Genomic DNA, 26,124 nt, shown 5'->3' on the forward strand with positions numbered 1-26,124 from the left:
AGCTGGGGGTTTTAAAATCAGGAACAGCAGAAAGACAAAGGGCACGACCTGTAAACAGGATCGTGCCCGATGTTAACCGCCTGACACACAAGGTGCCAGTCAGTTAAGACTGCTTAAGCAGCTACCACAACAACGCGTACGGTTGCTTCAACTTCGGCGTGCAAGTGCACAGCCACGTCGAATTCGCCAACGTTGCGGATAGTGCCGTTCGGCAGACGAACTTCGCTTTTAGCAACTTCAACGCCAGAGGCGGTCAGTGCATCAGCGATGTCGTGGGTGCCGATCGAACCGAACAGCTTGCCTTCGTCGCCAGCGGTGGCAGTGATAGTCACTTCCAGCTCAGCCAGTTGGGCAGCGCGTGTTTCAGCCGAAGCTTTCTTGTCTGCTGCTGCTTGTTCCAGCTCAGCACGACGCTCTTCAAACGCAGCCAGGTTGGCAGCGGTTGCAGCGGTAGCTTTGCCGTACGGCAGCAGGTAGTTACGACCGTAACCGGCCTTAACATTTACTTTGTCGCCCAGGTTGCCCAGGTTCGCGACTTTTTCCAGAAGGATCAGTTGCATGTGAAAATCCTCTTAACTTTTAACCTTCACCGTCCGCAGAGTCTTTATCAGCGTCTTTCGGCGCCAGACGTCCACGGAAATCAATCAGGCTGTCGACAATGGCCAAGACCACGAGCAACGGATAGATCAGCTGCATAAACAGCAACAGCGTGACGTACAACCCCACCAGCCAAAACTTGGCCAGTCGCTTTTGCGCCACCAGCCCATGGATCAGGGCCAGCCCGGCGAAGAACAACGCTACGCTGCACAACGGCGTAAGCATGGCCATTTGAGGGCCGAAGTTCGGTCCTACAAGCATGCACGCCAGCAACAGTAACGCTGGACCCAGCGGTAGGCGGATGCTGCGAAATTCGCTGGCAAAACCGCCCGGGTTGTACAACAACGCCTGCCAGTAACGCCCGATAATCAGGCTAAGCAAGCTGACGACCTGCATCAAAGCTGCAATCAAACCGGTAAGAACAGGGGCAATCAATGCTCCTAGGCGCGCTCGCTCTACGTCAGATAACTTGTCGTAGAGACCATTGAGGACCTGCGGCAGAAGTTTTTCCAACTCCTGCGCCATCGCACCAATGGGTTCGCGGAAAACCGTACCCAGGATCACGCCATACACTACACCCAACGCCACGCTGACCAGCAGCACGCGATGCCAGGGCTGACCGGCGCGTAACATCATCGCCAATCCCAGAGATCCCAGCAGCACCATCAAGGTGCGAGGTTCTCCGATAAACCACCAGACCAAGGCCGGCAGTAGAGCCCATGAGAGAATGCTCAAGGCATCTCTCGGACCGCGCCGCAGGAGCACAAGGCAACCCGCAGCAGCACTCAACCAGAACAAAAACGGCAATGCCGCACATCCGGCCACGATTAACGCGGCCTGCACACGGCCTCGCATGATGAACTCAGCTAAGGCGCGCATGCTTTCAATCCTTTACTACTTGTCGACTGCCCGGTCTCAGCGGCCGTGGCTGTCGGTGTAGGCCAGCAGGGCCAGGAAGCGGGCGCGCTTGATAGCGGTGGCCAGCTGACGCTGATAACGAGCTTTAGTACCGGTGATACGGCTTGGAACAATTTTGCCGGTTTCGGATACGTAAGCTTTCAGAGTGTTGAGATCCTTGTAATCGATCTCTTTCACTTCTTCTGCGGTGAAGCGGCAGAATTTACGACGACGGAAGAAACGTGCCATGTAATTGGCTCCTCAAAAGGTCCGTGGATTACTCGTCAGCGTTATCGCTGGCGTCGCTGTTATCGCTGTCATCGCCATCGGCGCTGTCAGAATGCTCAGGACGGTCACGACGCTCACGGCGCTCACTGCGGTTCTCTTCAGCCTTGAGCATCTCGGACTGGCCAGTTACGGCTTCGTCGCGACGGATGACCAGGTTACGGATCACAGCATCGTTGTAACGGAAGTTGTCTTCCAGCTCAGCCAGGGCTTTGCCAGTGCATTCAACGTTCAGCATCACGTAGTGAGCCTTGTGAACATTGTTGATTGCGTAGGCCAGTTGACGACGGCCCCAATCTTCCAGACGGTGGATTTTGCCGCCGTCTTCTTCGATCAGCTTGGTGTAACGCTCTACCATGCCGCCGACTTGTTCGCTTTGATCCGGGTGGACCAAAAAGATGATTTCGTAATGACGCATGAATGCTCCTTACGGGTTGTAGCCTGCCGCTAACTAAAAAGCGGTCAGACAAGGAGTGAATGACACTTGTGTGTCTTGCCTAGAGAGGCACATATGCGCCCGCCATGACGGCAAGGGGCGCAATTGTAGAGAAGGGACAAGAGAGGTGCAAGGCAATTGGTGATTATTTGAACAATCTAGCCCTTCACCCACCACAAGCGACTGTGGGAGCCTGCTTGCTGGCGATGATTACAACGCGATGGGTCTGACAGACCGCGCTGATGCCATCGCCGGCAAACCGGCTCCCACAGTGATGTAGCGTGTTGCTTACTTCTTCTTCGAAGAAGTCTTGGCCTTGACGCTGCGCTGGCGCAGGGCTTCGAACAGGCAAACCCCCGTCGCTACCGATACGTTCAGGCTGCTGACGCTACCGGCCATCGGCAGGCGCACCAGGTAATCGCAGTGCTCGCGAGTCAGGCGGCGCATGCCTTTGCCTTCCGCACCCATGATCAGGATGGTCGGGCCAGTCATGTCCTGGTCGTACAGTTCCTGCTCGGCTTCGCCGGCAGTACCCACGATCCACAGTCCGCGCTGTTGAAGCTTTTTCAGCGTGGCCGCAAGGTTGGTAACCGCAACCAACGGAATCACTTCCGCCGCGCCGCAGGCTACTTTTCGTACAGTCGGGGTCAAGGTTGCAGACTTGTCTTTAGGTACGATGACGGCCAGAGCACCCGCCGCATCCGCCGTGCGCAAACAGGCACCCAGGTTGTGCGGATCAGTCACGCCGTCCAGCACCAGAATCAGCGGAGCACCTTCGGTACGATCCAGCAATTCGTTGAGCATGGCCTCGCCCCACACCTGGCTCGGGCTTACATCAGCCACAACACCCTGGTGCACGCCTTCAACCCAAACGTCCATCTCGCGACGTTCAGCGTTGCCGACATCGATCCGGTTTTCAGCGGCCAGCGCGATCAGGGTCTGAACCCGCGGATCGTTGCGGCTTTCAGCCAGCCACACTTGCTTGACGCGTTTCGGGTGGTGACGAAGCAACGCTTCTACAGCGTGAATACCGTAGATTTTTTCCAACTGGCTCATGACTTGACCTTAGGTTTACGCGCTCCACCACTTTTGGCGGCAGGAGCGGTGCCCGATTTTGGCGGGCCTTTACGATGTTTGCTCGGCTTGGAAGGCTTGCCTGCGTCTTTAGCAGGTGCCCCCCTACCCGACTTTCCCGACTCAGCTGCACGACCGCCGTTTTTCGCGTCGGCCAGCAGCGCCTGTTTCAATTCACGACTTTTGCGCAGCTCGGCATTTTTGGCCGCAGCATCGCCAGGACGATAGGTCTCGTCGGATTTCTTGGCAGTTTTGGGCGCGCTACGACGAGCGGCCGGAGCCGGTTCGACGGGCTTCTCTGTGGCTTTGGTGCCGGATTTCCCAGCATTTTTGCCAGCAGGTGCGTCAGTACCACGATTTTTACGACCAATCGGCGCGCTGAGGGTTTTCTCAGCCATTTCGAAGTCGATTTTGCGTTCGTCGAGATCGACGCGCATTACTCGAACTTCAACGGTGTCGCCCAGACGGAAGCTGCGACCGGTGCGCTCGCCCGCCAGGCGGTGATGCACAGGATCGAAGTGGTAGTAGTCACCCGGCAAGGCGGTCACGTGGACCAGACCTTCTACATAAATGTCGGTCAGTTCGACAAACAGGCCAAAGCCCGTTACTGCCGTCACTACACCCGGGAACGACTCGCCAACACGATCCTTCATGAACTCGCACTTGAGCCAGTTGGTCACGTCACGCGTGGCTTCGTCGGCACGGCGCTCGCTCATCGAACATTGTTCGCCGAGCTGTTCTAGGATCGCTTCGTCGTACGGATAGATACGCGCTTTCGGAATCGTCATCGCGCCGGCACGACGAACGTGCGGGGTATCCATTTTGGAATGGATAACGCTGCGAATCGCCCGGTGCGTGAGCAAGTCCGGGTAGCGACGAATCGGCGAAGTGAAGTGGGTATAGGCTTCATAATTCAGGCCGAAGTGGCCCTGGTTATCAGCGCTGTACACCGCCTGGCTCAACGAACGCAGCATCACGGTCTGGATCAGGTGGAAATCCGGACGATCCTTGATGCTGGCCAGCAACGCCTGGTAATCCTTCGGCGACGGGCCGTCCTTGCCTTTGTGCAGGCTCAGACCCAGCTCACCGAGGAATGCACGGAGTTTTTCCAGACGCTCAGGTGGCGGACCATCGTGAACGCGATACAGAGCTGGAATTTCGTGCTTTTTGAGGAACTCGGCGGTGGCCACGTTGGCCGCCAGCATGCATTCTTCGATCAGCTTGTGCGCGTCATTACGGGTGGTCGGGCGAATCTCGGCAATTTTGCGCTCGGAGCCGAAGATAATCCGGGTTTCCTGGGTTTCAAAATCAATCGCACCACGCACATGACGAGCGGCCAGCAGCACTTTATACAGCGAGTAAAGCTGCTTGAGGTGCGGCACTACATCAGCGTATTCGCTGCGCAGTTGCTTGGCTTCGCTGGTTTTCGGCTGTTCCAGAATGGTGCTGACCTTGTTGTAGGTCAGGCGCGCCTGGGAGTGAATCACCGCCTCGTAGAACTTGTAGTCGGTCATTTCGCCGGATTTGGAGATGGTCATCTCGCAAACCATCGCCAAACGGTCAACTTTCGGGTTCAGGGAGCACAGACCGTTGGACAGCTGCTCAGGCAGCATCGGAATCACGCGCTCAGGGAAGTACACCGAGTTGCCACGAACCTGAGACTCGGCATCCAGTGCCGAACCGATTTTCACGTAGCTGGATACGTCGGCAATGGCCACGTACAAGGTCCAGCCACCCGAGAACAGGCGCAGCTTGCCAGGCCTGGCTTCGCAGTAAACAGCGTCATCGAAGTCACGGGCATCTTCGCCGTCAATGGTGACGAACGGCAGATGACGCAGATCGATGCGCTTCTCTTTGTCTTTCTCTTCGACTTCAGGCTTGAGCTTGGCGGCTTCTTTAAGCACCGCTTCCGGCCAGACGTGAGGAATGTCGTAGGTGCGCAGGGCAATGTCGATTTCCATGCCGGGCGCCATGTAGTTGCCCACCACTTCAAGCACATCACCTTGCGGCTGGAAGCGCGGCGTCGGCCAGTGGGTAATCTTCACTTCGACAAACTGACCCACCTTGGCGCCTGCATTGCGACCCGGGGTAACCAGCACTTCTTGCTGGATCTTCGGATTGTCGGCAACTACAAAGCCAATGCCGCCTTCTTCGAAGTAACGACCCACGATGGTTTCGTGAGCACGCGAAACCACTTCGACGATTACGCCTTCACGACGACCACGGCGATCCAGCCCCGAAACACGGGCCAGCGCACGGTCGCCATCGAACACCAGGCGCATTTGCGACGGGCTCATGAACAGGTCGTCACTGCCATCATCAGGGATCAGAAAGCCGAAGCCATCGCGATGGCCACTGATGCGGCCGAGAATCAGGTCGAGCTTGTCCACCGGCGCATAAGTGCCACGGCGGGTATAAATGAGCTGGGCATCACGCTCCATCGCACGCAGGCGACGACGCAAGGCCTCGATTTGGTCTTCTGTAGTCAGACCGAACTCTTCTACCAACTGCTCGCGAGCAGCCGGCGAACCACGCTCGGCCAGATGCTGAAGGATCAGCTCGCGGCTAGGGATAGGGTTTTCGTATTTTTCCGCTTCACGTGCGGCCTCGGGATCGAGGGTCTGCCAATCGGCCATTAGATAGTTTTCACCTTGTCTATATGCGGGTTAGTTTGGCATACGCGTATTGAAACGGGAAATTTCGGACTCATACAGAGCCGTAATAGCCCGTTCTGGCACACATTCATGTCGCGGACTAACCGTTCGCGAATTTTTTTCACTATTTTTATGCACAACGCTTTACAGGTCAAAGGGTCGTCCGTATAGTGCGCGCCATCGACAACGGCAACAGCGTTGAAGATGATGCCCAGATGGTGAAATTGGTAGACACGCCAGCTTCAGGTGCTGGTGACCGCAAGGTCGTGGAAGTTCGAGTCTTCTTCTGGGCACCAATTCAGAGATGCAGATTAGTACAATCTGCAGACTCACACAAAAACCCGCGAAAGCGGGTTTTTGCATTCTAAGCCGCTGATTTATTAAAACTAAATAAAACAGGGCTTTACAGAATTAAAAGTGCTCCGTATAGTGCGCCACATCAACAGCGGCAACGTTGCTGATAATGCCCAGATGGTGAAATTGGTAGACACGCCAGCTTCAGGTGCTGGTGACCGCAAGGTCGTGGAAGTTCGAGTCTTCTTCTGGGCACCAATTCAAGCTTCAAGTGTTTTCACTGAAAACATTCGAAGCCTCACAAAAACCCGCGAAAGCGGGTTTTTGCGTTTCTGTGGCTGGCAATCGCCTCCCACCCTGCACTTGCCCCCTCTCCTACGACCATCGCCCTATCCTTGTGGCGCACTTGAGAAGCAATATCGTTTATTATTGTTACAAGTTTTGTAGTTCCCAAGCGAGGAACCCAGCGAATGATGCTCCGAAATACCCAGCTTGCAACATTTCTACTGCGTAGTTTGTCCATCGCAACTCTTGGTCTGACTCTGATCACTCCCGCCGCTCACGCTGCCGATCCTGTAACCCTGACCCTGTATAACGGCCAGCACAAAGAAGTCGGCGACAACCTCGCCGCTGCCTTTGAAGCCAAGACCGGCATTCACGTCAATGTGCGCAAAGGTAGCAGCAACCAGCTGGCCAGCCAGATCGTCGAAGAAGGCGATCGCTCGCCTGCCGACGTGTTCTACGCCGAGGAGTCGCCGCCACTGAACAGTCTTGGCGAACAGGGCTTCCTGGCCAAGGTCGACGACAGCACCTTGCAAGTACTGCCCAAGGAATACGTGGCCGCCAACGATACCTGGATCGGCGTGACTGCACGCACCCGCGTCGTGGCGTTCAACCCGGACAAGGTCAAGGAAGAAGAACTGCCCAAGTCAGTTCTGGATTTCGCCGGCCCCGAATGGCAGGGCAAGATCGGTTTTGTACCCACCAGCGGCGCATTCCAGGAACAGGCTGTGGCCATCATCAAACTGCATGGCCGCGAAGCTGCAGAAGAATGGCTGACCGGTCTGCGCGCCTTCGGCAAGACCTACACCAACAACATGGTTGCCCTCAAAGCGGTCGAGAATGGTGAAGTGGCCGCCGTACTGGTCAACAATTACTACTGGTTCGCCTTGCAGCGCGAGAAAGGCAAGCTGAACTCCAAACTGCACTACTTCACCGATGGCGATGCGGGCGGCCTGATCACCGTATCCAGCGCCGGCGTTTTGAAGGCCAGCAAACACCCCAAAGAAGCCCAGCAACTCCTGGCTTACATGGCCAGCGAAGAAGGTCAGCGGGTGATCACCAACACCACCGCTGAATACCCGATGCGCAAAGGCATGGTGTCGGAACGCGGCCTCAAGCCGTTCGATGAACTGCAACCGCCAAAAATCACCCCGGCCGACCTTGGCAACGCTGATGAAGCGCTGGAGCTTGAACAAGATGTAGGCCTGCTCTGATGCTGTCTGCCGCCCAACCTGCACGCTTTAACGTGAAACGCAAAAAGCCCTCTGTCTGGCTGTTATTACCGGTGCTGTTACTGGTGGGCCTGAGCCTGTTGCCGCTGCTGTATGTCGGCACCAAGGCCTGGCAGGCCGGATGGGCACAAGCGGTGCACTTGTTGTGGCGGCCCTTCGTATTTGACCTGATGCGCAACACGCTGCTGTTGATGGTTGGTGTAACGGTAACCTGCGCCCTGATCGGTTTGTCGCTGGCCTGGTTACTGGAGCGCAGCAGCTTGCCGGGGCGGCGCCTCTGGGGCGTGATCCTGTGCCTGCCGTTTGCCGTACCTGCATTCGTCAGCAGCTTCACCTGGGTATCGCTCAGCTCCAGCTTCGAGGGCCTGGGCGGCGCCATCCTGGTGATGAGCCTGTCCAAATATCCGCTGATCTTCCTGCCGGTCGCGGCCACGCTGCGCAATCTCGATCCGGCACTTGAAGAGTCGGCCCGCACCCTGGGCCAGAATCGCTGGGGGGTGTTTTTCAAAATCACCCTGCCGCTGCTCTGGCCTTCGTTGCTGGCGGGCTCGCTGCTGATTGCCCTGCACATGCTGGTGGAATTCGGCGCGCTGTCGATCATCGGCCTGCAGACCTTCACCACCGCCATCTACCAACAATTCGAGCTGTCGTTCAGCAACGCCAATGCGGCCATGCTTTCGGCGGTACTGCTGGTGATGTGCTTGAGCCTGCTGTGGCTGGAACTGAAAGTGCGCGGCAAAGGCCGGCACATTCGGATCGGCCAGGGTGCGGCACGGCGCGCCGAGCAGGTGCAACTGGGCAAGTGGTCATTTTTTGGCCAGCTGTATTGCCTGGCACTGGCCATCATTGGCAGCGGGATTCCGCTGGGCATGCTGGTGTACTGGCTGGTCAAAGGCAGCTCGGCGGCATTCCCGATGGCAGCCATTGGCGAGGCGCTGTTCGCCTCCCTGTCACTGGCGCTGGGTGGTGCTGCACTGTGCCTGGTACTGGCAGTACCTGTCGGCCTGCTGGTGGTGCGCTACAAAGGCCAACTGGCGATCTGGGCCGAGCGCCTGCCGTATCTGCTGCATGCACTGCCCGGCCTGGTGATCGCCCTGGCGCTGGTGTACTTCTCGCTGCATTACGTGCCTGCGCTGTACCAGACCTCGGCCCTGCTGCTGATCGCCTATGCCTTGCTGTTTTTGCCTCTGGCGCAGGCGCCGATTCGCACGGCGCTGAACAAGGCAGCTCCGCAGCTCGAAGAAGCGGCACGCACCTTGGGCGCATCGTCGTTTTCGGCATTTTGCCGGGTGACATTGCCAATCATTTTCCCGGCACTGGGGGCGGCATTTGCCCTGGTGTTCCTGGACGCCATGAAAGAACTGACCGCCACGCTGCTGCTGAGCCCCACCGGACTCAATACATTGGCAACACAGGTCTGGGCTCACACCTCGAACATCGAGTTCGCGGCGGCGGCACCCTATGCGGCGCTGTTGATAGTGGTCTCGGGACTGCCGGTGTACCTGCTGACCACCAAGATGTACCTGAGCCGCTAACAACCCGCCGGGTAACTCGCTCCTGCAGGTTGCTCGCGGCCTATGCCCTGAACTGCCCCAGGCTCGCTTTCAGCTGCGCTGCCAGGCCATCCAGCACCTGCCCGCTGGCGGTCGTTTCGTTGACCGCCTGCGCCGCACGCTCGGCCTGGGCATGGATCACCTCAACCCGCCCACGTACCGCATGCGCGCCCCGGGCCTGATGCTCAGCAGCTTTGGTGGCGTCACCAATCGCGGCGTGCACCTGCTCAACAGAAGCCTGCACGGTTTTTTGCAACTGCACGCTGCCACGCAGTACTGCCAACCCCTCATTGGCTTGACGCCCTGCCAGCCCGATCGCCGCCACCGCCTCCTTGGCACCCTGCTGCAAGGCCACGATATGGGCCTGGATATCACCGGTGGAGCTTTGCGTCTTGCTGGCCAGCGCCCGCACTTCATCCGCCACCACGGCAAAGCCGCGGCCCGTCTCCCCTGCCCGCGCAGCCTCAATAGCCGCATTGAGGGCCAGAAGATTGGTCTGCTCGGCAATGCCGTGAATGACCGTCAGCACCACTTCGATTTGCTCACTTTGCTGTGCCAGGCGCTCGATGACCCTGGCTCCAGCGCCGACCTGCCCGGCCAGCGCCTCGATCAGGCCGCCCACTTGCGCCGAGGTGCGGGTATTTTCATCGGTCGCCTGACGAATATCCTGCACCTGCTTGAGCGCCGCCTGCATCGCCTGACTTTCAGACTGCGCCGCATCGGCCATGGTCGACAGTGCCTCCAGGCTCTGCGCCACCTCATCGCGCTGCAACTGGGCCGCAGCATTGGCCCCGGCATTGCGCTCCGTCATGGCCCCAATCTCGACCCCGGTACGCTGCGCCACATCCCCCGCCTCCCGCACAATGGGCTGCAACTTGTCGATAAAGCGGTTCACCGCCGCCGCCATATCGCCAATCTCATCCTTGCTGTCCAGGCCCACGCGCTTGGTCAGATCACCATCGCCTGCGGCCAGATCATTCAACGCGGCAATCATCAGCAGCAGCTTGTTGACCACCCGCCGCCCCAGCACCACCGCCAGCAACAGCAAGACACCCAGACCGACAATCGCCAATCCCATACCAATGCGCCAGCGCAAGGTGTCAGCCGCATCACGGACAGTCTGTGCGGTATTGGCCTGCATCTGTGCCGCCGCTGCCTGAGCCGACTCCAGACGCGCCCCCAGGGCTGCCGAGCTGTCGTTGGCGGCGCCCTGCAGGCTTTCATCCACCAGATGCTCACTGTTGACTATCAGTTGCGCAAAACGCTTATCGAGAGCCGCCAGGTCCTTCTCGACCGAGGCCGTGGAAACCCCCATCAACACCTTGCCAATCTCCACGCCATTGGGGCTGATGGGGGCTTCGAGGTAATACACCGCCGGATCGTGCCGCGCTGCGTCCAGCACTTTATCCAGCGCCCGCTCTCCCTTGCCCTTCTCCAAAAGGGCTTTGTTGATCGGGTTTTCACGATTGAGGTAGCGCGTCAGATGTTGCCCGGCAACGTCGTCATAGACCACGAACAGCACATTGGGATTGCGCTGGGCGCGCCGGGCGAACTCGGACAGCGTGGGCACGTCATTATCCCAGATGGCCCGCGGCGCCACAGCCGCTAACAGTTGCGCCATATCATTGGCCGAATCCATCAGATTCTTTTCCAGTGCATTGCGCAATTGCATCTGCTCTTCTTTCAAACGCGGCGCCAGCCCGGCCGTCAGACGCTCACGGGTGCTGGCAGACAGCCCTTCAAGGCTGCTCTTGACCTCTCGTCCGGCCTGCTCCAGCTCAGCCGAAAGCTTTTGACTGTCCGCCCCCAGCCCCGCATCCAGATCAGACTCCAGTGCCGTCACTGTGCTCCGGGTCAGTGCAACAGCCACCAGCACCTGCACCAAAAGTGCGATACCAAGGGTAACGAATACAGGTCGCAGCAGACGACTTCGTAACAGTGAGAGAACGGCAGACACAGGAAACCCCTCCACAGCGGTGCCATTATATTGATGGCACCTTAATGGCAACTCTCACAGCAAGGGTCGTGCCGCATGGCAGGCAGAAACAACAAAGGGCCCCGAAGGGCCCTTTGCTTTACATCAAAACGTCTTAAGCGAACGGGTGACGCAGAACGATAGTCTCGTTGCGATCCGGGCCAGTCGAAATGATGTCGATCGGAGCGCCGATCAGCTCTTCTACGCGCTTGATGTAAGCACGCGCAGCAGCAGGCAGCTCTTCCAGGGTTTTGGCACCCACGGTCGACTCGGTCCAGCCCGGTACAGCTTCGTAAACCGGCTGCAGACCTTCGTAGCTGTCAGCATCGGTCGGCGCATCAACCAGCACATTGCCGTTTGCATCTTTGTAGCCGACGCAAATGTTGATGGTTTCCAGACCGTCGAGTACGTCCAGCTTGGTCAGGCAGATGCCCGAGATGCTGTTCACATCGATAGCGCGACGCAGGATAACGGCGTCGAACCAGCCACAACGACGGGCACGGCCGGTGGTTGCACCGAACTCGTGACCCTGCTTGGCCAGGTGAGCGCCCACTTCGTCGAACAGCTCGGTCGGGAATGGCCCCGAACCAACGCGAGTGGTGTAAGCCTTGGTGATGCCCAGGATGTAATCCAGGAACATCGGGCCAACGCCCGAACCGGTGGCAACACCGCCAGCGGTAGTGTTGGAGCTGGTCACGTACGGGTAGGTACCGTGGTCGATGTCCAGCAACGAGCCCTGAGCGCCTTCGAACATGATGTCTTTGCCAGCGCGGCGCAGGCCGTGCAGCTCGGCAGTCACGTCCAGCATCAGCGGCTTGAGCAGCTCGGCGTATTCCTTGCACTCGGCCAGGGTCTTGTCGAAGTCGATGGCGGCTTCTTTGTAGTAACCCACCAGCATGAAGTTGTGGTATTCCACCAATTCACGCAGCTTGGCTTCAAAGCGCGGCATGTTGAGCAGATCGCCCACACGCAGGCCACGACGAGCAACCTTGTCTTCGTATGCCGGGCCAATGCCGCGACCGGTAGTACCGATCTTCAGCTCGCCACGGGCCTTTTCACGAGCCTGGTCCAGCGCTACGTGGAACGACAGGATCAGCGGGCAGGACGGGCTGATACGCAGGCGCTCGCGCACCGGTACGCCTTTCTCTTCCAGCTTGATGATTTCACGCAACAGGGCGTCGGGAGCAACCACCACACCGTTGCCGATCAGGCACTGCACGCCTTCGCGCAATACGCCCGACGGGATCAGGTGCAGAACGGTTTTTTCACCGTCGATTACCAAGGTGTGGCCAGCATTGTGGCCACCCTGGTAGCGCACTACAGCGGCAGCATGTTCGGTCAGCAGATCAACGATCTTGCCTTTGCCCTCATCACCCCATTGGGTGCCCAGGACTACGACATTCTTACCCATAACACTTGTCCTCTTCGCGCAAACTTGGTGCCGGCAGCCGCCGGCAGGAAAACTCAAGAAGCCAGCGGCACTACTTGCCACAAGCCGTTCTGCTGAATCAATTGGCGGTCGCAGTCCGCCTCACTGGCGGCAGCCTGTGACTGCCCAGGCAACGCCTGAACCACACGCTGACCTTCACTGCGAAGCTGGCAAACCTGCTGCCAGAGTGCCGCATCCGTACTGTCAGGCATCCAGATACCGCCAGACGGTAGCTCGACTTCAGCACGCCCCAGGGTGACCAGGGTTTTCAAATCAGTCGAAAAACCGGTCGCCGGACGGGCACGCCCGAAAACAGCACCGATATCGTCATAACGACCGCCCTGGGCGATGGAATCCCCAACGCCCGGAACAAATACCGCAAAGACCACACCTGTGTGGTAGTGATACCCACGCAACTCACCCAGGTCAAAATACAGCGGCAGCTGCGGGAAACGCACAGACAACCGCTCGGCAATCGCCAGCAAATCGTCCAGAGCAGCCAGAACCGGGGCCGGAGCCCGGGCCAGACGCTCGCGCGCAGCAACCAGCACCTCACGGCCGCCGCACAAACCAACCAATGCCTGCAGCATGCCTGCCAAATCAGCCGGCAAACCTTCGGTCAAGGCCGTTACTTCGTCGATCGCCTTGCGTTGCAGAGCGTCGAACAATTGTTGTTCCACTTCAACCGACAGGTTGGCCGCACGGGCCAGACCGCGGTAAATGCCAACGTGACCCAGGTCCATATGGACATCCGGCACATCGGCCAATTGCAACATGGCCAGCATCAAGCTGATGACTTCCACGTCGCTGCTCGGGCTGGCATCGCCATACAACTCGGCACCCAGCTGGATCGGGCTGCGCGAGGATGACAACCCGCGCGGCTGAGCATGCAGCACGCTGCCGGCGTAGCACAGACGGCTCGGGCCTTCACGACGCAAGGTATGCGCATCGATGCGCGCCACTTGCGGAGTGATGTCGGCACGAAAACCCATCTGGCGACCCGTCTGCGGGTCAATAACCTTAAAGGTCCGCAAATCGAGATCCTGGCCAGCCCCTGTCAGCAAGGACTCCAGGTATTCGATATGCGGGGTGACGACGAACTCATAGCCCCAGCCCTGGAACAGATCCAACACCTGACGGCGCGCCACTTCAATGCGGGCTGCCTCAGGTGGAAGTACTTCTTCGATGCCATCTGGCAGAAGCCAGCGGTCTACCGTTGCCATTACGCCATTCCCCTATGATCCGGGCGGCCAGCCAGCAGGCAAGCCTTGAGTAAAGCAGAACGTGGCTGCGTCTTGAACGCGCACAGCAAAAAAGCCCAAAGTGACAGGCTTGCACATCCCTCGAAAAATCTGCCGACGTTGTAACAGTCGGTCAATCAAACATGCAGACGCAAAAAAGCCGGGAATTTCCCGGCTGCCGCATCATACACACGTTTTCTAAAAGGATCACCCCGCCAGGCAATTTGCCCGCCAGGCGGAGTGAATGCATGCGCCAGTTGCTCATGTGCAGGAGCGCGTTTCCCCGCTCCTGCAGTGACCGGCGACGCTCCCTTTACTGCTGTGCCGGCTTGGATTTTTCCAGGTAGCGGAAGAAATCGCTGCTCGGGTCCAGAACCAGTACATCGCTCTTGTTCGCAAAGCTTTCGCGGTAAGCGCGCAGGCTGCGATAGAACTTGTAGAACTCCTGATCCTGGCCGTAAGCCTTGGAGTAGATTGCGGAAGCCTGGGCATCACCGTCACCACGAGCCTCTTCAGACTGGCGATACGCTTCAGCCAACAGCACGCGGGCTTGACGATCGGCGTCAGCACGAATGCCTTCTGCCAGCTCGTTACCCTTGGCGCGGTGCTCACGGGCTTCACGCTCACGCTCACTGCTCATACGTTCGAAAACGCTGCGGTTGACTTCTTTCGGCAGGTCGATGGCCTTGACCCGGACATCAACCACTTCGATGCCCAGCTCTTTTTCCGCCATTTTGTTCAGCGACGCCGTCAGGTCAGCCATCAGCGCATCGCGCTCACCGGACACAACCTCGTGCAGCGTGCGCTTGCCGAACTGGTCACGCAGACCCGATTCGAGACGACGCGACAAGCGCTCGTCAGCAACTTGCTTAAGACCCGAAGTCGCTGCGTAGAAGCGACCGGCATCTTTCACACGCCACTTGGCGAAGGCATCAACCATTACCGCTTTCTTTTCCAGCGTCAGAAAACGCTGAGTCGGAGCATCCAGCGTCATCAGGCGGCCGTCGAACTTGCGAACCTGGTTGACGTAAGGAATCTTCACATGCAGACCCGGCGGAACATCGTCCTGCACCACACGACCGAAGCGCAGCATCACGGCACGTTCGGTTTGCGAAACGATGTAGAAGCTGTTCCAGGCAACAATCGCCACGACAACGGCAACAATAAGGGCGATCAGCGATTTATTGCTCATCAGCGACTCTCCCTGGTACGCGGTGGTGTCGGCATATCCGATTTGGCATGGGATGCCGAATCGTTATTGCCCGCCGCAGCTGCCGAGCCCGTTGCCGGGTTGCTGCCATTACGGCCTTCGATCATTTTGTCCAATGGCAAGTACAGCAGATTGCTCTGGCCGTTTTTGTTGCCGGTCACGAGTACTTTGCTGGTGTTGCTGAAGACTTCCTGCATGGTGTCCAGGTACAGACGGTCACGCGTAACATCCGGAGCCTTGCGATATTCGCTCACCAGTTTGGTAAAGCGGTCTGCCTCACCCTTGGCGCGGGAAATCACTTCATCACGATAGCCATTGGCGTTTTCGATGATGCGCTGGGCCTGACCGCGCGCTTCCGGCACCACGCCATTGGCGTAGCTTTCTGCCTGGTTGCGGGCACGCTGCTCGTCTTCACGGGCGCGGATCACGTCATCAAAGGCTTCCTGCACTTCACGCGGTGCCGCTGCGTTCTGTACGTTGACCTGGGTCACAGTGATACCGGTCTTGTAGGTATCGAGGAAACGCTGCAAGCGTTCCTTGATGTCTACAGCCATCTGTTCACGGCCTTCGGTCAGCACCTGATCCATCGCAGTGGAGCCCACTACGTGACGCAAGGCACTGTCAGTGGCCTGTTGCAGGCTGACTTCCGGCTGATCGACGTTCAACACGAAGTCGCGCAGGTTGCTGATCTTGTACTGCACGGTCAGCGGCACTTCGACGATGTTTTCGTCTTCAGTGAGCATCTGACCCTGCTTGGTGTACGCACGCTCACGCGTCACGTTCTCCAGGTACTTTTTATCGAACGGCGGGAAGTAGATGTTCAGACCCGGCCCTACGGTGTCGTAGTACTTGCCCAGGCGCAGCACTACGGCTTGCTCCTGCTCGTCGACCACGTAAACCGCGCTATACAGCCAGGCTGCAGCCAGCACCACCAGACCGATACCCAGCAGGCCATAACCAGCACCTTTGCCGCCGTTCGATCCGCCGTCGCCGCTACCACGTTTTTTCCCACCACCGAACAACCCATTCAGGCTTTCCTGCAGCTTTCGGAAGGCCTCGTCGAGATCTGGTGGTCCCTTGCGGCCGCCGTTATTCGGGCGTTTGCCACCCCAAGGATCTTGATTATTCGAGTTGCCACCCGGCTCATTCCAAGCCATAGCGCTCTCCATCTGATAAAGCAAAGACGCGCCCACGGCGCGCCGACCAATGCTACAGAATGCCTACCATAGCGGCACAGCCGCTTTGCGAGGCTTTTATTGCAAAGTGTGTTGTTCGATAAATTCCAGCGGCTGCATCCCTTCGCGGCTGACCAAGCGGTTTAACTCGGATCGCGGTAGGCGCACATCCAGCAGACAGGCACCTTCTTCATCATGTTGTTCTTTTTGCACCACGCCCAATTCAAAGAACTGGGCACGCAGTCGAGCAAAACGCTGAGGCAAGCGCAAGGTGCCAACGAACAAATCATTACCCAGCAACTCGGCGATGGCCTGTTCAAGCAACTCCAGCCCGACCCCTTCACGCGCCGACAACCAGACCCGCTGCGGTTTGCCGTCGGCATCACGCTGGATCTGCGGCTCGACACCTTCAAGCAAATCGATTTTGTTGTAGACCTCGAGGATCGGCAAGTCCTGGGCACCAATTTCGCCCAGCACCACCATCACCTGCTCAATCTGCGCCATGCGCTCAGGTTCGTGCGCATCGATAACGTGCAGCAGCAAATCGGAATTGCTCGACTCTTCGAGCGTAGACCGGAAAGCCTCAACAAGCTTGTGCGGAAGGTGACGAATAAAGCCCACGGTGTCAGCCAGCACGATCGGCCCCAGATCGGCCAGATCAAGACGGCGCAAGGTAGGGTCAAGTGTGGCGAACAACTGGTCGGCGGCGAACACGTCAGAGCCGGTGACCGCATTGAACAGCGTGGATTTGCCGGCGTTGGTATAGCCCACCAGCGACACCGTAGGAATGTCGGCGCGTTGGCGCCCTCTACGGGACTGCTCGCGTTGACTGCGGACTTTTTTCAGACGGGCCTTGATCTGGCTGATGCGCACGCGCAACAGACGACGGTCGGTTTCGAGCTGGGTTTCACCCGGCCCGCGCATACCAATGCCACCGCCCTGACGCTCAAGGTGAGTCCAGCCGCGCACAAGACGCGTACTCATGTGATCAAGCTGGGCCAGTTCGACCTGCAACTTGCCTTCATGGGTACGGGCACGCTGAGCGAAGATATCGAGAATCAGCCCGGTACGGTCAAGCACGCGACACTCGAATACACGCTCGAGGTTACGCTCCTGACTGGGGGTGAGGACGTGATTGAAAATCACGATGTCGACCTTCTCGGCCTTGACCAGGTCGCGTAACTCCTCGACCTTGCCACTGCCAATCAGGTACTTGGCCGATGGCCGATGACGCGGCACGTTAAAAAACGCGACCGTCTCGGCGCCGGCCGATACAGCTAACTCCTGGAACTCCTGCGGATCTTCGCGCGCCTCAGGGTCCTGTCCTTCCAAGTGAACGAGGATCGCTCGCTCACCACCACCGTGGCGCTCAAAGAACAAAGCAGACTCCTATCAGGCGTTACCTGGTTCAGCGTCTGCCAGTTCCGATTCAGCTGCGCTTGGCAGACGAATAGGACGTACTGGTACGACTGTCGAGATAGCGTGTTTGTAAACCATTTGGCTCACGGTGTTTTTCAGCAGAATCACGAACTGGTCGAAAGACTCGATAGTCCCCTGCAGCTTGATCCCGTTGACCAGGTAGATGGAAACGCCAACCTTCTCTTTACGCAAAGTATTCAAGTAAGGGTCTTGTAGCGAATGCCCTTTTGACATATGCCGCACTCCTGTAAGGATAAAAAATAGAAACAAAAATTAGATGGCTGATGACGCCATACCCATAGGATAGACGGCATTTCCTGAGACTCAGCTCAATATGGAGACCGATTCCAGGTATTTCAAGGCTCGTGGCAGATTGTCGCAGTCCAGGCTGTCCAGCCAATGCAGATCATTCCAGCTGCGTAACCAGGTGAACTGACGCTTGGCCAACTGGCGCGTGGCAATAATGCCGCGCTCCTGCATCTCGGCTGCTGTCAGCTTGCCGTCCAGGTAATCCCAGACTTGGCGATAGCCCACTGCACGTATAGACGGCAACCCGGCATGCAGGTCACTTCTATTACGCAGGGCTAGGACCTCATCAATGAATCCCTGTTCCAGCATTTGCCCGAATCTTTGTGCAATTCGTTCATGCAGCACCTGACGATTCGCCGGAGCAATGCCCAGGTTCGCGACAGTATAGGGCAATTGACTGCAGCCAGAAGCCGCTGCTTGACTAGATTGTTCAGATTGTTTTTGGCGGTGGGCGGTCATGCTCAGGCCGCTGACCCGATAAACCTCTAATGCACGGGTCAGACGCTGCGGATCGTTGGGGTGAATACGTGCCGCCGACTCCGGGTCGATGGCTGCCAACTGATCGTGCAACGCTTGCCAGCCAAGGCGCTGAGCTTCGTCTTCGAGCTGCGCACGCACTTGCGGATCTGCCGCCGGCATGTCGGCCAGGCCTTCGCTCAGCGCTTTGTAATAGAGCATGGTGCCGCCCACCAGCAGCGGAATATTGCCCCGCGCGGTGATCTCTGCCATGGCCTTGAGCGCATCACGACGGAAATCGGCAGCCGAGTAGCTCTCAGCCGGGTCGAGAATATCGATCAACTGGTGCGGGTGTGCGGCCAGAATCTCTTTCGAGGGTTTGGCCGTGCCGATATCCATGCCGCGATAGACCAGCGCCGAGTCGACACTGACCAGCTCGCACGGCAGTACCTTGCTCAGCTCGATGGCCAGATCGGTTTTGCCTGCAGCGGTCGGCCCCATCAAAAAGATGGCCGGTGGTAAAGCGTTGGAACCTGTCATCAGCGACCGCGCAAAAAGAGTTTGTCCAAGTCGTCCAGGCCCATTTGGGTCCAGGTCGGACGACCATGATTGCACTGACCACTGCGCTCGGTATTTTCCATGTCGCGCAGCAGGCCGTTCATTTCCGGCAGGGCCAGGCGCCGGTTGGCGCGGATCGCGCCGTGACAGGCCATGGTGCCGAGCAATTCATTGAGGTGTGCCTGAATCCGGTCACTGGTGCCGTACTCCATCAAGTCGGCCAGTACATCGTGCACCAGGCGCTGCGCCTCGGCCTGCTTGAGCAGGGCCGGGATCTGGCGGATGGCCAGAGTTTCCGGCCCCAGACGTTGCAGCTCGAAGCCCAGACGCTGAAACCACTCGCCATGTTCTTCGGCACAATCGGCTTCACGCTGGCTGACGGCAATCGACTCCGGCACCAGCAGCGGCTGACCGCTCAGCCCTTCACTGGCCATGGCGATTTTCAGGCGCTCATACATGATCCGCTCGTGGGCCGCATGCATGTCCACCAGCACCAGGCCGTGAGCGTTTTCCGCGAGGATATAGATACCCTTGAGCTGAGCCAGCGCATAACCCAGAGGAGGAATATCGCCCTGCCCTTCAGGCATCGGCGCGGCCCCCGCTTCAGGCAATGGCGCGAAAAACTCCCGGTAGGCATTGCGGGCCTCGGCTGCCGGAACAGACGGCGTGGCAGAGGGTGGTCGATAGAACGACTGATAGCCCGCCCCGGCGCCGGAGCCCGGCACATGCGGTGCAGGCGCAGCCTGAGGTTGCTCAAGCAAATGCGCCGCCAGACGCATTTCGCCTTGCGGACCAAACTCACCGGCGTCGATCCCGGTAGGTCGCTCGGCGCCAGGCACCGGTGCAGGAGCCGCCAGTTGATCCTCGGGGCGCACATCGCCCAGGGCGCGGTGCAAGGTGCCATACAAGAAGTCATGCACCATGCGCCCGTCCCGGAAACGGACTTCGTGTTTGGTCGGGTGCACGTTAACGTCAACCACGGACGGGTCGACCTCAAAAAACAGCACGAAGGTCGGATGCCGGCCGTTGAACAGTACGTCGCGATAAGCCTGACGCACCGCGTGCGCCACCAGTTTGTCGCGCACCGCACGGCCGTTGACATAGAAGTACTGCAAGTCGGCCTGGCTGCGCGAAAAGGTCGGCAAGCCAACCCAGCCCCACAAATGCAGGCCATTGCGCTCGATCTCGATCGGCAGTGCCTGCTCCAGAAATGCAGCGCCGCACACTGCCGCCACACGGCGGGCGCGGGCGGTGTCGTCGTGGGCTTCATGCAAATTAAGGATGGTTTTACCGTTGTGCCGCAGATTGAACGCCACATCAAAACGCGCCAGCGCCAAACGCTTGATCACTTCTTGCAGGTGATCAAATTCGGTTTTTTCGGTCTTGAGAAACTTGCGCCGCGCAGGGGTGTTGAAAAACAGGTCCCGCACTTCAACCGAAGTACCGACCGGATGCGCGGCCGGCTGGACCCGGGGCGCCATGTCGCGGCCTTCGGTTTCTACCTGCCAGGCCTGATCGGCGCCACGGGTACGCGATGTCAGGGTCAGGCGGGCCACCGAACTGATGGATGCCAGCGCCTCACCGCGGAACCCCAGGCTCATCACCCGCTCAAGGTCTTCCAGGTCGCGGATTTTACTGGTGGCGTGCCGCGCCAGGGCCAGCGGCAAGTCGTCACTGGAGATCCCGCTGCCATCGTCACGCACCCGCAACAGCTTGATGCCGGCCTGCTCCACGTCCACATCGATACGCTTGGCGCCCGAGTCGAGACTGTTTTCCAGCAACTCCTTGATCACCGACGCCGGGCGCTCAACAACCTCGCCTGCGGCAATCTGGTTAGCCAGACGCGGGCTGAGCAGCTCGATACGCGCACTGCTGTTCAATACCCCGTCACTCATTGCTTGGATACCAGTTCGGTGGCGGGGATATTCAGGCTCTGGCCTATTTTCAACTCATCGGTTTTCAAGTTGTTGCTGGAGCGCAATGTCGCAACGCCCACTTGATAGCGCACGGCAATCATCGCCAGGGTTTCGCCAGGGCGAACCGTGTGTTCACGGGCTCCCTGGGCGATCTTCCCGGTATCCCGCAGCCAGGCAATGTAAGAACCCGGTGGCGGGTTTTGCTGGAAGAACTGACGCACACCGCTGCTGATAGAGCGCGCCAGCGCTTGCTGATGGCTGGCCGAAGACAGTTTATTGGCTTCATTGGCGTTGGAAATAAACCCGGTTTCTACGAGGATCGATGGAATATCCGGCGATTTGAGCACCATAAATCCGGCCTGCTCTACACGCTGCTTGTGCAGCGGCGTCACCCGGCCGATGTTGCTCAAGACTTTTTGCCCCACGTTCAGGCTGGAAGTCAGTGATGCCGTCATCGACAAATCAAGCAACACCCCCGCCAGCATCCGGTCCTTGTCATCGAGACTCACGCTGCCTGCACCGCCAATCAAGTCAGAACGGTTTTCACTGTCTGCCAGCCAACGCGCGGTTTCGGACGTTGCGCCGCGTTCAGACAACGCAAACACCGATGCACCAAAGGCCGCCCTGGAAGGTGCCGCGTCGGCGTGGATCGAGACAAACAGGTCGGCGCCCTTCTTGCGGGCAATTTCGGTGCGTCCCCGTAGCGGGATGAAATAGTCGCCGCTGCGGGTGAGCTCGGCCCTGAAGCCCTTCATGCCGTTGATCTGGCGCTGCAACTCTTTGGCGATCGCCAGCACCACGTGTTTTTCGCGCTGTCCGCCGGCACCCGAAGCACCCGGATCCTCGCCACCGTGGCCGGGGTCGATCATCACGATCACGTCACGTTTGCCAGTGGGCACAGGCGCCAGCTTGATCTCGGGCTGGGTCGGCGTCACCGGTACCACTGGCAGCTTGGCCACATTGGTCGGCGGCAAGCTTGGGGCAATATCAGCGCCCTGATCATAAAGATCGACCACCAGACGGTTGCCGTATTGCGCATTCGGCGCCAGTACGAAGCTCTTCGGGGTGACGGCTTTTTTCAGATCGATCACCACCCGCAAATCGGTGGGCGTGCGTTGCGCCGAGCGCATGCTGGTGATCGGCGTATTGGCAGTGGCCACGTTCAAACTTCCGCCGAGGGTCGCGCCATTGATATCGATCACCAGGCGATCTGGCGCTGTCAGCGTAAACACGCTGTGTTGCACCGGGCCCGTGAGGTCAAACACCAGCCGTGTGTTGTCCGGAGCACGCCATAAACGAACGCTTTTTACCTGAGTCGCAGCCACGGCATTCACCGCCATGACACTGAGCAACAGACCAACGACACTCACTAACGCGCGAAAGCGCATACCAGACCCCATCATTATTTGTTTTCCGGTGCCAAGGCGGCACACCAAGACTCGCCACGTGAACCTTGGGGCGTCAGCTTCAGCAAACGCCCGGTGTTATGCGGACTAATGGTAATGGTCAGGTCAGGCTTTGGCAAAAAGCCTGCACCTTTATCGGGCCACTCGATCAAGCATAGGGCGTCTTCGTCGAAGTAATCGCGAATCCCCATATATTCCAGCTCTTCAGGGTCGACCAGGCGATACAGGTCAAAGTGAAAGGCGCGTATATCGCCAATCTCGTAAGGCTCCACCAGAGTAAAGGTCGGACTTTTAACCGAACCGGTGTGCCCAAGGCCACGAATCAGGCCGCGGGACAGAGTGGTTTTGCCCATCCCCAGGTCGCCGTCGAGAAAGATCAGGCCGTGGCCCCCGGTGACGCTCGCCAGGCGTGCGCCAAACGCGGTCATGGCCTCTTCATCGGCCAATTGCAGTGTTATTTCGTGCACGGTGCGTGTTCCTCCAACAACTGACGAATGGCTGGAATCAAATCACTGGCCGCCAGCCCACGGCCCAATATTCCTTGTTGTTCACCGGCGCGGGCATGCAGCCACACCGCCAGACACGCCGCCTCATATGCAGTCATGCCTTGAGCCAGCAAAGCACCGATCACGCCTGCCAGCACATCACCCAGGCCTGCTGTCGCCATGGCCGGGTGGCCGTGATCGCACACGGCCAGTTCATCATTCAGGCCTGCGATCAAGGTGCCTGCACCTTTGAGAACGCACACTACTGAGTATTTTTTAACCAGCGCCCGGACTGCAGCAGGCCGGTCGGCCTGCACCTGCGCAGTACTGAGCCCCAGCAAACGCGCTGCCTCGCCGGGGTGCGGAGTAATAACCGAGCCTGACGCCAGTTTAAAGTCTGCGTTGGACAACAGATTCAGCGCATCGGCATCCCACACTTGAGGCATTTTTGCCTGGGCCGCCGCCGATAACAGACTGCGCCCCCATGGTGCCAGCCCCAACCCCGGCCCCACCACCAAAACCGAGGCCCGGGCCAGCACCCCCATCAACTGATTGGCCGATGACACGCCCAGGGTCATGACCTCGGGCAGGCGCACCAGAGCGGCGGCCACATGCTCGGGGCGGGTAGCCAGCGACACCAGCCCCGCGCCGCAGCGCAACGCAGCCTGTGCGCCAAGCGTAATGGAGCCGCCAAAACCGCGGTCTCCGCCAATCAGCAGTACATGCCCGAACAGGCCTTTATGGGCGTCCATAGCCCGTGCAGGCAGGCGCGACAGGCTATCGGCAACAAGGGCTTGCGGTCTGGCAATCAGGCGTTTGGTCTGTGGCATGGGTATCGGACTCCGATGTCTGGCAGAATTATACGCATCTCAGCCCCGGTTTCTCTTGCCTCATGCCTGCTATTACTGTCGACCTCCCCGCTCTCGCTCAATCCATCAAGGAATGGGGCCGCGAGCTGGGCTTTCAACAAGTCGCCATTGCCGGCCTCGACCTGGGAGAACACGAGCAACATCTGGAACGCTGGCTGGCCGCCGGGTATCACGGCGACATGGAATACATGGGCGCCCACGGCAGCAAACGCTCTCATCCTGAAGAACTGGTACCCGGCACCTTGCGCGTGGTGTCGCTGCGCATGGACTACCTGCCCGGCGATACCCACATGGCGCAATTGCTGGCCCAGCCCGAAAAAGCCTACATCTCGCGCTACGCACTGGGCCGCGACTACCACAAGCTGATCCGCAAACGCGTGCAGCAACTGGCTGACCGGATCCAGGCGGACATTGGCCCGTTCGGCTTCCGCGCCTTTGTCGACAGCGCCCCGGTGCTGGAAAAAGCCATCGCGCAAAAGGCCGGCCTGGGCTGGATCGGCAAAAACACCCTGGTGCTCAACCGCAAGGCTGGCAGCTACTTCTTCTTGAGCGAGCTGTTTGTCGACCTGCCTCTACCGGTGGATGCGCCCCACGAGACCGAGCACTGCGGACGCTGCACCGCATGCCTGGACATCTGCCCGACCAACGCCTTCATCGGACCTTATGTGCTGGATGCCCGGCGCTGTATTTCCTACCTGACCATCGAACTGAAAACCGCGATCCCCGAAGACTTGCGCCCGCTGATTGGTAACCGGGTGTTCGGATGTGACGACTGCCAGATCGTCTGCCCTTGGAACCGCTTTGCCCGCACCACGGCTGAAGGCGACTTCAAACCCCGGCACAACCTCGACAATGCCGAGCTGGCCGAACTGTTCATGTGGGACGAAGACAAGTTCCTCAGCAGCACCGAAGGCTCGCCGTTACGCCGGGCCGGCTACGAACGCTGGCTGCGCAACCTGGCGGTTGGACTGGGTAATGCACCATCGAGCATTCCGGTGCTGGAAGCGCTCAAGGCCAGGCTTGAGTACCCGTCCGAACTGGTACAGGAGCATGTGACGTGGGCGCTGGCCCAGCACGCACAGCGCGCCTGACCAGAGCCTGCGGCAACACTGACTCAGTGCTCGTCGTTGTACACGAACTTGGGCATTTCCCAGTTGAAGCGAATCGCCAGCAAGCGCAGCAACAGCCCACCGAACAAGGTGACGAAAATCGCCTGATCGTTGGGCATCTGCAGATAGGTACACAGCAAGAAACACCATGCCGCCGCAAACGACACGCTGGCATACAGCTCACGGCGGAAGATCAACGGAATATCGTTACAGAAGATATCCCGCAGGATCCCGCCGAACACCCCGGTAATCACACCGCTCACCGAAGCGACCAGCATGCCCTGGCCCATTTCCAGCGCAGTCATGCAGCCGATCAGGGTGAACGCCACCAGCCCCAGCGCGTCGAGCACCAAAAACAATGAGCGCAAATGACGCATCAACGGCGCGATAAAAATCGTCACCAGCGCGGCAAAGGTGGTGAGCACCAGGTATTCCGGATGCTTGACCCAGGTTAACGGGTAATGTCCCAGTAGCACGTCGCGTACCGATCCGCCGCCCAGGGCGGTGACGCAGGCAATCAGCACCACCCCGAACCAGTCCATGCCGCGGCGGCCGGCAGACAGCGCGCCGGTCATGGCCTCGGCAGTAATGGCAACTAAATAGAGCATCAGCAACATGGCAGCGATCCTTGCAATAAGGCGCGCAGTCTACTCATTTGCTTCAAGCACCAATAGAGGGCAGCAAACACCCCCTGCTGTAGCGGGCTTAGAACTTGATGAAGTGCTTGCGGTAGTGCTGCAGCTCGGCAATCGACTCGCGAATGTCGTCCAGTGCCAGGTGCGTGCCTTTTTTCACCAGGCTGTCGCGCACTTCCGGAGCCCAGCGGGCAACCAGCTCTTTAAGGGTCGAGACGTCGAGGTTGCGGTAGTGGAAGTAGCTTTCGAGGGTTTTCATATGGGTGTACAAAAAGCGCCGGTCCTGACAGATGCTGTTGCCACAGATCGGTGATTTGCCTTTAGGCACCCACTGTTCCAGAAAGGCGATGGTCTGCGCTTCGGCCTGGGCCATGGTGGTGGTACTGTCCTTGACCCGCTGGGTCAGGCCGCTGCCACCGTGGGTGCGAGTGTTCCATTCGTCCATGCGCGCCAGCACTGCATCGCTGTGATGGATCGCGATAACCGGACCTTCAGCCAGGGTGTTGAGATTGCTGTCGGTAACAATGGTGGCCATTTCAATAATGACGTCGTTATCAGGATCCAGACCGGTCATTTCCAGGTCGATCCAGATCAGGTTCTGCGCGTTGTTCATAAATGGCTCCTGGGC

22 protein-coding genes, 2 tRNA genes and 2 pseudogenes are annotated in these 26,124 nt (G+C 58.8%); 5 read left to right on the plus strand and 21 right to left on the minus strand.

Annotated features, from left to right (window positions below; translation table 11 throughout):
• Positions 1-113: 113 nt before the first annotated feature.
• From rplI to rnr, 6 genes are all read right to left on the minus strand, one after another.
• Positions 114-560: a 50S ribosomal protein L9 gene (rplI, locus tag JQ845_RS09565; RefSeq protein ID WP_003439047.1), complete on the minus strand. Its 447-nt coding sequence runs from the start codon at positions 558-560 to the stop codon at positions 114-116.
• A 19-nt stretch (positions 561-579) separates the two neighbouring features.
• On the minus strand, positions 580-1,476 hold the full coding sequence (locus JQ845_RS09570; protein ID WP_003439046.1) for a YybS family protein: 897 nt from the start codon (positions 1,474-1,476) through the stop codon (positions 580-582).
• 36 nt (positions 1,477-1,512) lie between these two features.
• A complete protein-coding gene (gene rpsR, locus JQ845_RS09575; protein ID WP_003171373.1) occupies positions 1,513-1,743 on the minus strand; it encodes a 30S ribosomal protein S18 in 231 nt (76 codons plus the stop codon).
• A gap of 28 nt (positions 1,744-1,771) precedes the next feature.
• The gene (rpsF, locus tag JQ845_RS09580) at positions 1,772-2,197 is read right to left on the minus strand and encodes a 30S ribosomal protein S6 (protein WP_003439045.1); all 426 of its coding nucleotides are present in this window, start codon (positions 2,195-2,197) and stop codon (positions 1,772-1,774) included.
• A gap of 306 nt (positions 2,198-2,503) precedes the next feature.
• Positions 2,504-3,271 (minus strand): 23S rRNA (guanosine(2251)-2'-O)-methyltransferase RlmB, encoded by a 768-nt coding sequence (gene rlmB, locus JQ845_RS09585; RefSeq protein WP_003439044.1) that lies wholly within the window; start codon positions 3,269-3,271, stop codon positions 2,504-2,506.
• The gene (gene rnr, locus JQ845_RS09590) at positions 3,268-5,925 is read right to left on the minus strand and encodes a ribonuclease R (protein ID WP_003439043.1); all 2,658 of its coding nucleotides are present in this window, start codon (positions 5,923-5,925) and stop codon (positions 3,268-3,270) included. The genes rlmB and rnr overlap by 4 nt, the downstream gene beginning before the upstream one ends.
• Before the next feature lie 227 nt (positions 5,926-6,152).
• Here rnr and JQ845_RS09595 point away from each other — a divergent pair.
• From JQ845_RS09595 to JQ845_RS09610, 4 genes are all read left to right on the plus strand, one after another.
• Positions 6,153-6,239 (plus strand) — tRNA-Leu (locus JQ845_RS09595).
• Between the two features lie 169 nt (positions 6,240-6,408).
• Positions 6,409-6,495: transfer RNA gene (locus JQ845_RS09600), tRNA-Leu, on the plus strand.
• Between the two features lie 212 nt (positions 6,496-6,707).
• A complete protein-coding gene (locus tag JQ845_RS09605) occupies positions 6,708-7,733 on the plus strand; it encodes an iron ABC transporter substrate-binding protein (RefSeq protein WP_003439042.1) in 1,026 nt (341 codons plus the stop codon).
• Positions 7,733-9,286, plus strand: a complete 1,554-nt coding sequence (locus JQ845_RS09610) for an ABC transporter permease (protein ID WP_003439041.1) — start codon at positions 7,733-7,735, stop codon at positions 9,284-9,286. The genes JQ845_RS09605 and JQ845_RS09610 overlap by 1 nt, the downstream gene beginning before the upstream one ends.
• A gap of 40 nt (positions 9,287-9,326) precedes the next feature.
• Here the strand turns inward: JQ845_RS09610 and JQ845_RS23255 are convergent.
• The 13 genes and pseudogenes from JQ845_RS23255 to JQ845_RS09670 form a co-directional block, all read right to left on the minus strand.
• Positions 9,327-9,821 (minus strand): annotated as a pseudogene (locus JQ845_RS23255) (methyl-accepting chemotaxis protein); the annotation flags it as partial.
• A gap of 411 nt (positions 9,822-10,232) precedes the next feature.
• Positions 10,233-10,976 (minus strand): annotated as a pseudogene (locus JQ845_RS23260) (methyl-accepting chemotaxis protein); the annotation flags it as partial.
• 418 nt (positions 10,977-11,394) lie between these two features.
• A complete protein-coding gene (locus JQ845_RS09620) occupies positions 11,395-12,690 on the minus strand; it encodes an adenylosuccinate synthase (RefSeq protein ID WP_003439037.1) in 1,296 nt (431 codons plus the stop codon).
• A 53-nt stretch (positions 12,691-12,743) separates the two neighbouring features.
• On the minus strand, positions 12,744-13,931 hold the full coding sequence (locus JQ845_RS09625) for an ATP phosphoribosyltransferase regulatory subunit (RefSeq protein WP_003439034.1): 1,188 nt from the start codon (positions 13,929-13,931) through the stop codon (positions 12,744-12,746).
• A gap of 331 nt (positions 13,932-14,262) precedes the next feature.
• On the minus strand, positions 14,263-15,141 hold the full coding sequence (gene hflC / locus JQ845_RS09630; protein WP_003439032.1) for a protease modulator HflC: 879 nt from the start codon (positions 15,139-15,141) through the stop codon (positions 14,263-14,265).
• On the minus strand, positions 15,141-16,316 hold the full coding sequence (hflK, locus tag JQ845_RS09635) for an FtsH protease activity modulator HflK (protein WP_003439030.1): 1,176 nt from the start codon (positions 16,314-16,316) through the stop codon (positions 15,141-15,143). Before hflK ends, hflC begins: the two co-directional genes overlap by 1 nt.
• Before the next feature lie 96 nt (positions 16,317-16,412).
• The gene (hflX, locus tag JQ845_RS09640) at positions 16,413-17,714 is read right to left on the minus strand and encodes a ribosome rescue GTPase HflX (protein ID WP_003439028.1); all 1,302 of its coding nucleotides are present in this window, start codon (positions 17,712-17,714) and stop codon (positions 16,413-16,415) included.
• A gap of 12 nt (positions 17,715-17,726) precedes the next feature.
• Complete coding sequence (gene hfq, locus JQ845_RS09645) at positions 17,727-17,987, minus strand: RNA chaperone Hfq (RefSeq protein ID WP_003439025.1); 261 nt, start codon at positions 17,985-17,987, stop codon at positions 17,727-17,729.
• A 90-nt stretch (positions 17,988-18,077) separates the two neighbouring features.
• On the minus strand, positions 18,078-19,058 hold the full coding sequence (gene miaA, locus JQ845_RS09650; protein WP_003439024.1) for a tRNA (adenosine(37)-N6)-dimethylallyltransferase MiaA: 981 nt from the start codon (positions 19,056-19,058) through the stop codon (positions 18,078-18,080).
• The gene (gene mutL, locus JQ845_RS09655) at positions 19,058-20,971 is read right to left on the minus strand and encodes a DNA mismatch repair endonuclease MutL (RefSeq protein ID WP_029612523.1); all 1,914 of its coding nucleotides are present in this window, start codon (positions 20,969-20,971) and stop codon (positions 19,058-19,060) included. Before mutL ends, miaA begins: the two co-directional genes overlap by 1 nt.
• Complete coding sequence (locus JQ845_RS09660) at positions 20,968-22,392, minus strand: N-acetylmuramoyl-L-alanine amidase (RefSeq protein ID WP_198285235.1); 1,425 nt, start codon at positions 22,390-22,392, stop codon at positions 20,968-20,970. The genes mutL and JQ845_RS09660 overlap by 4 nt, the downstream gene beginning before the upstream one ends.
• A gap of 2 nt (positions 22,393-22,394) precedes the next feature.
• A complete protein-coding gene (gene tsaE / locus JQ845_RS09665) occupies positions 22,395-22,865 on the minus strand; it encodes a tRNA (adenosine(37)-N6)-threonylcarbamoyltransferase complex ATPase subunit type 1 TsaE (RefSeq protein WP_003439021.1) in 471 nt (156 codons plus the stop codon).
• Positions 22,853-23,713 carry an NAD(P)H-hydrate dehydratase gene (locus JQ845_RS09670; RefSeq protein WP_003439020.1) on the minus strand — a complete coding sequence of 287 codons (861 nt, stop codon included), beginning with the start codon at positions 23,711-23,713 and terminating at the stop codon, positions 22,853-22,855. The genes tsaE and JQ845_RS09670 overlap by 13 nt, the downstream gene beginning before the upstream one ends.
• A gap of 62 nt (positions 23,714-23,775) precedes the next feature.
• Here JQ845_RS09670 and queG point away from each other — a divergent pair, with 62 nt between their 5' ends.
• Positions 23,776-24,843: a tRNA epoxyqueuosine(34) reductase QueG gene (gene queG, locus JQ845_RS09675; protein WP_003439019.1), complete on the plus strand. Its 1,068-nt coding sequence runs from the start codon at positions 23,776-23,778 to the stop codon at positions 24,841-24,843.
• A 23-nt stretch (positions 24,844-24,866) separates the two neighbouring features.
• Here queG and JQ845_RS09680 read toward each other — a convergent pair whose 3' ends face one another.
• Positions 24,867-25,478, minus strand: coding sequence for a trimeric intracellular cation channel family protein (locus JQ845_RS09680; RefSeq protein ID WP_003439018.1), 612 nt, complete (start codon positions 25,476-25,478; stop codon positions 24,867-24,869).
• Positions 25,479-25,566: 88 nt separating this feature from the next.
• On the minus strand, positions 25,567-26,109 hold the full coding sequence (gene orn / locus JQ845_RS09685; RefSeq protein ID WP_003439017.1) for an oligoribonuclease: 543 nt from the start codon (positions 26,107-26,109) through the stop codon (positions 25,567-25,569).
• Between the last annotated feature and the right edge of the window lie 15 nt (positions 26,110-26,124).

Source organism: Pseudomonas paraversuta (assembly GCF_904063065.1).
GTDB classification, from domain to species: domain Bacteria; phylum Pseudomonadota; class Gammaproteobacteria; order Pseudomonadales; family Pseudomonadaceae; genus Aquipseudomonas; species Aquipseudomonas paraversuta.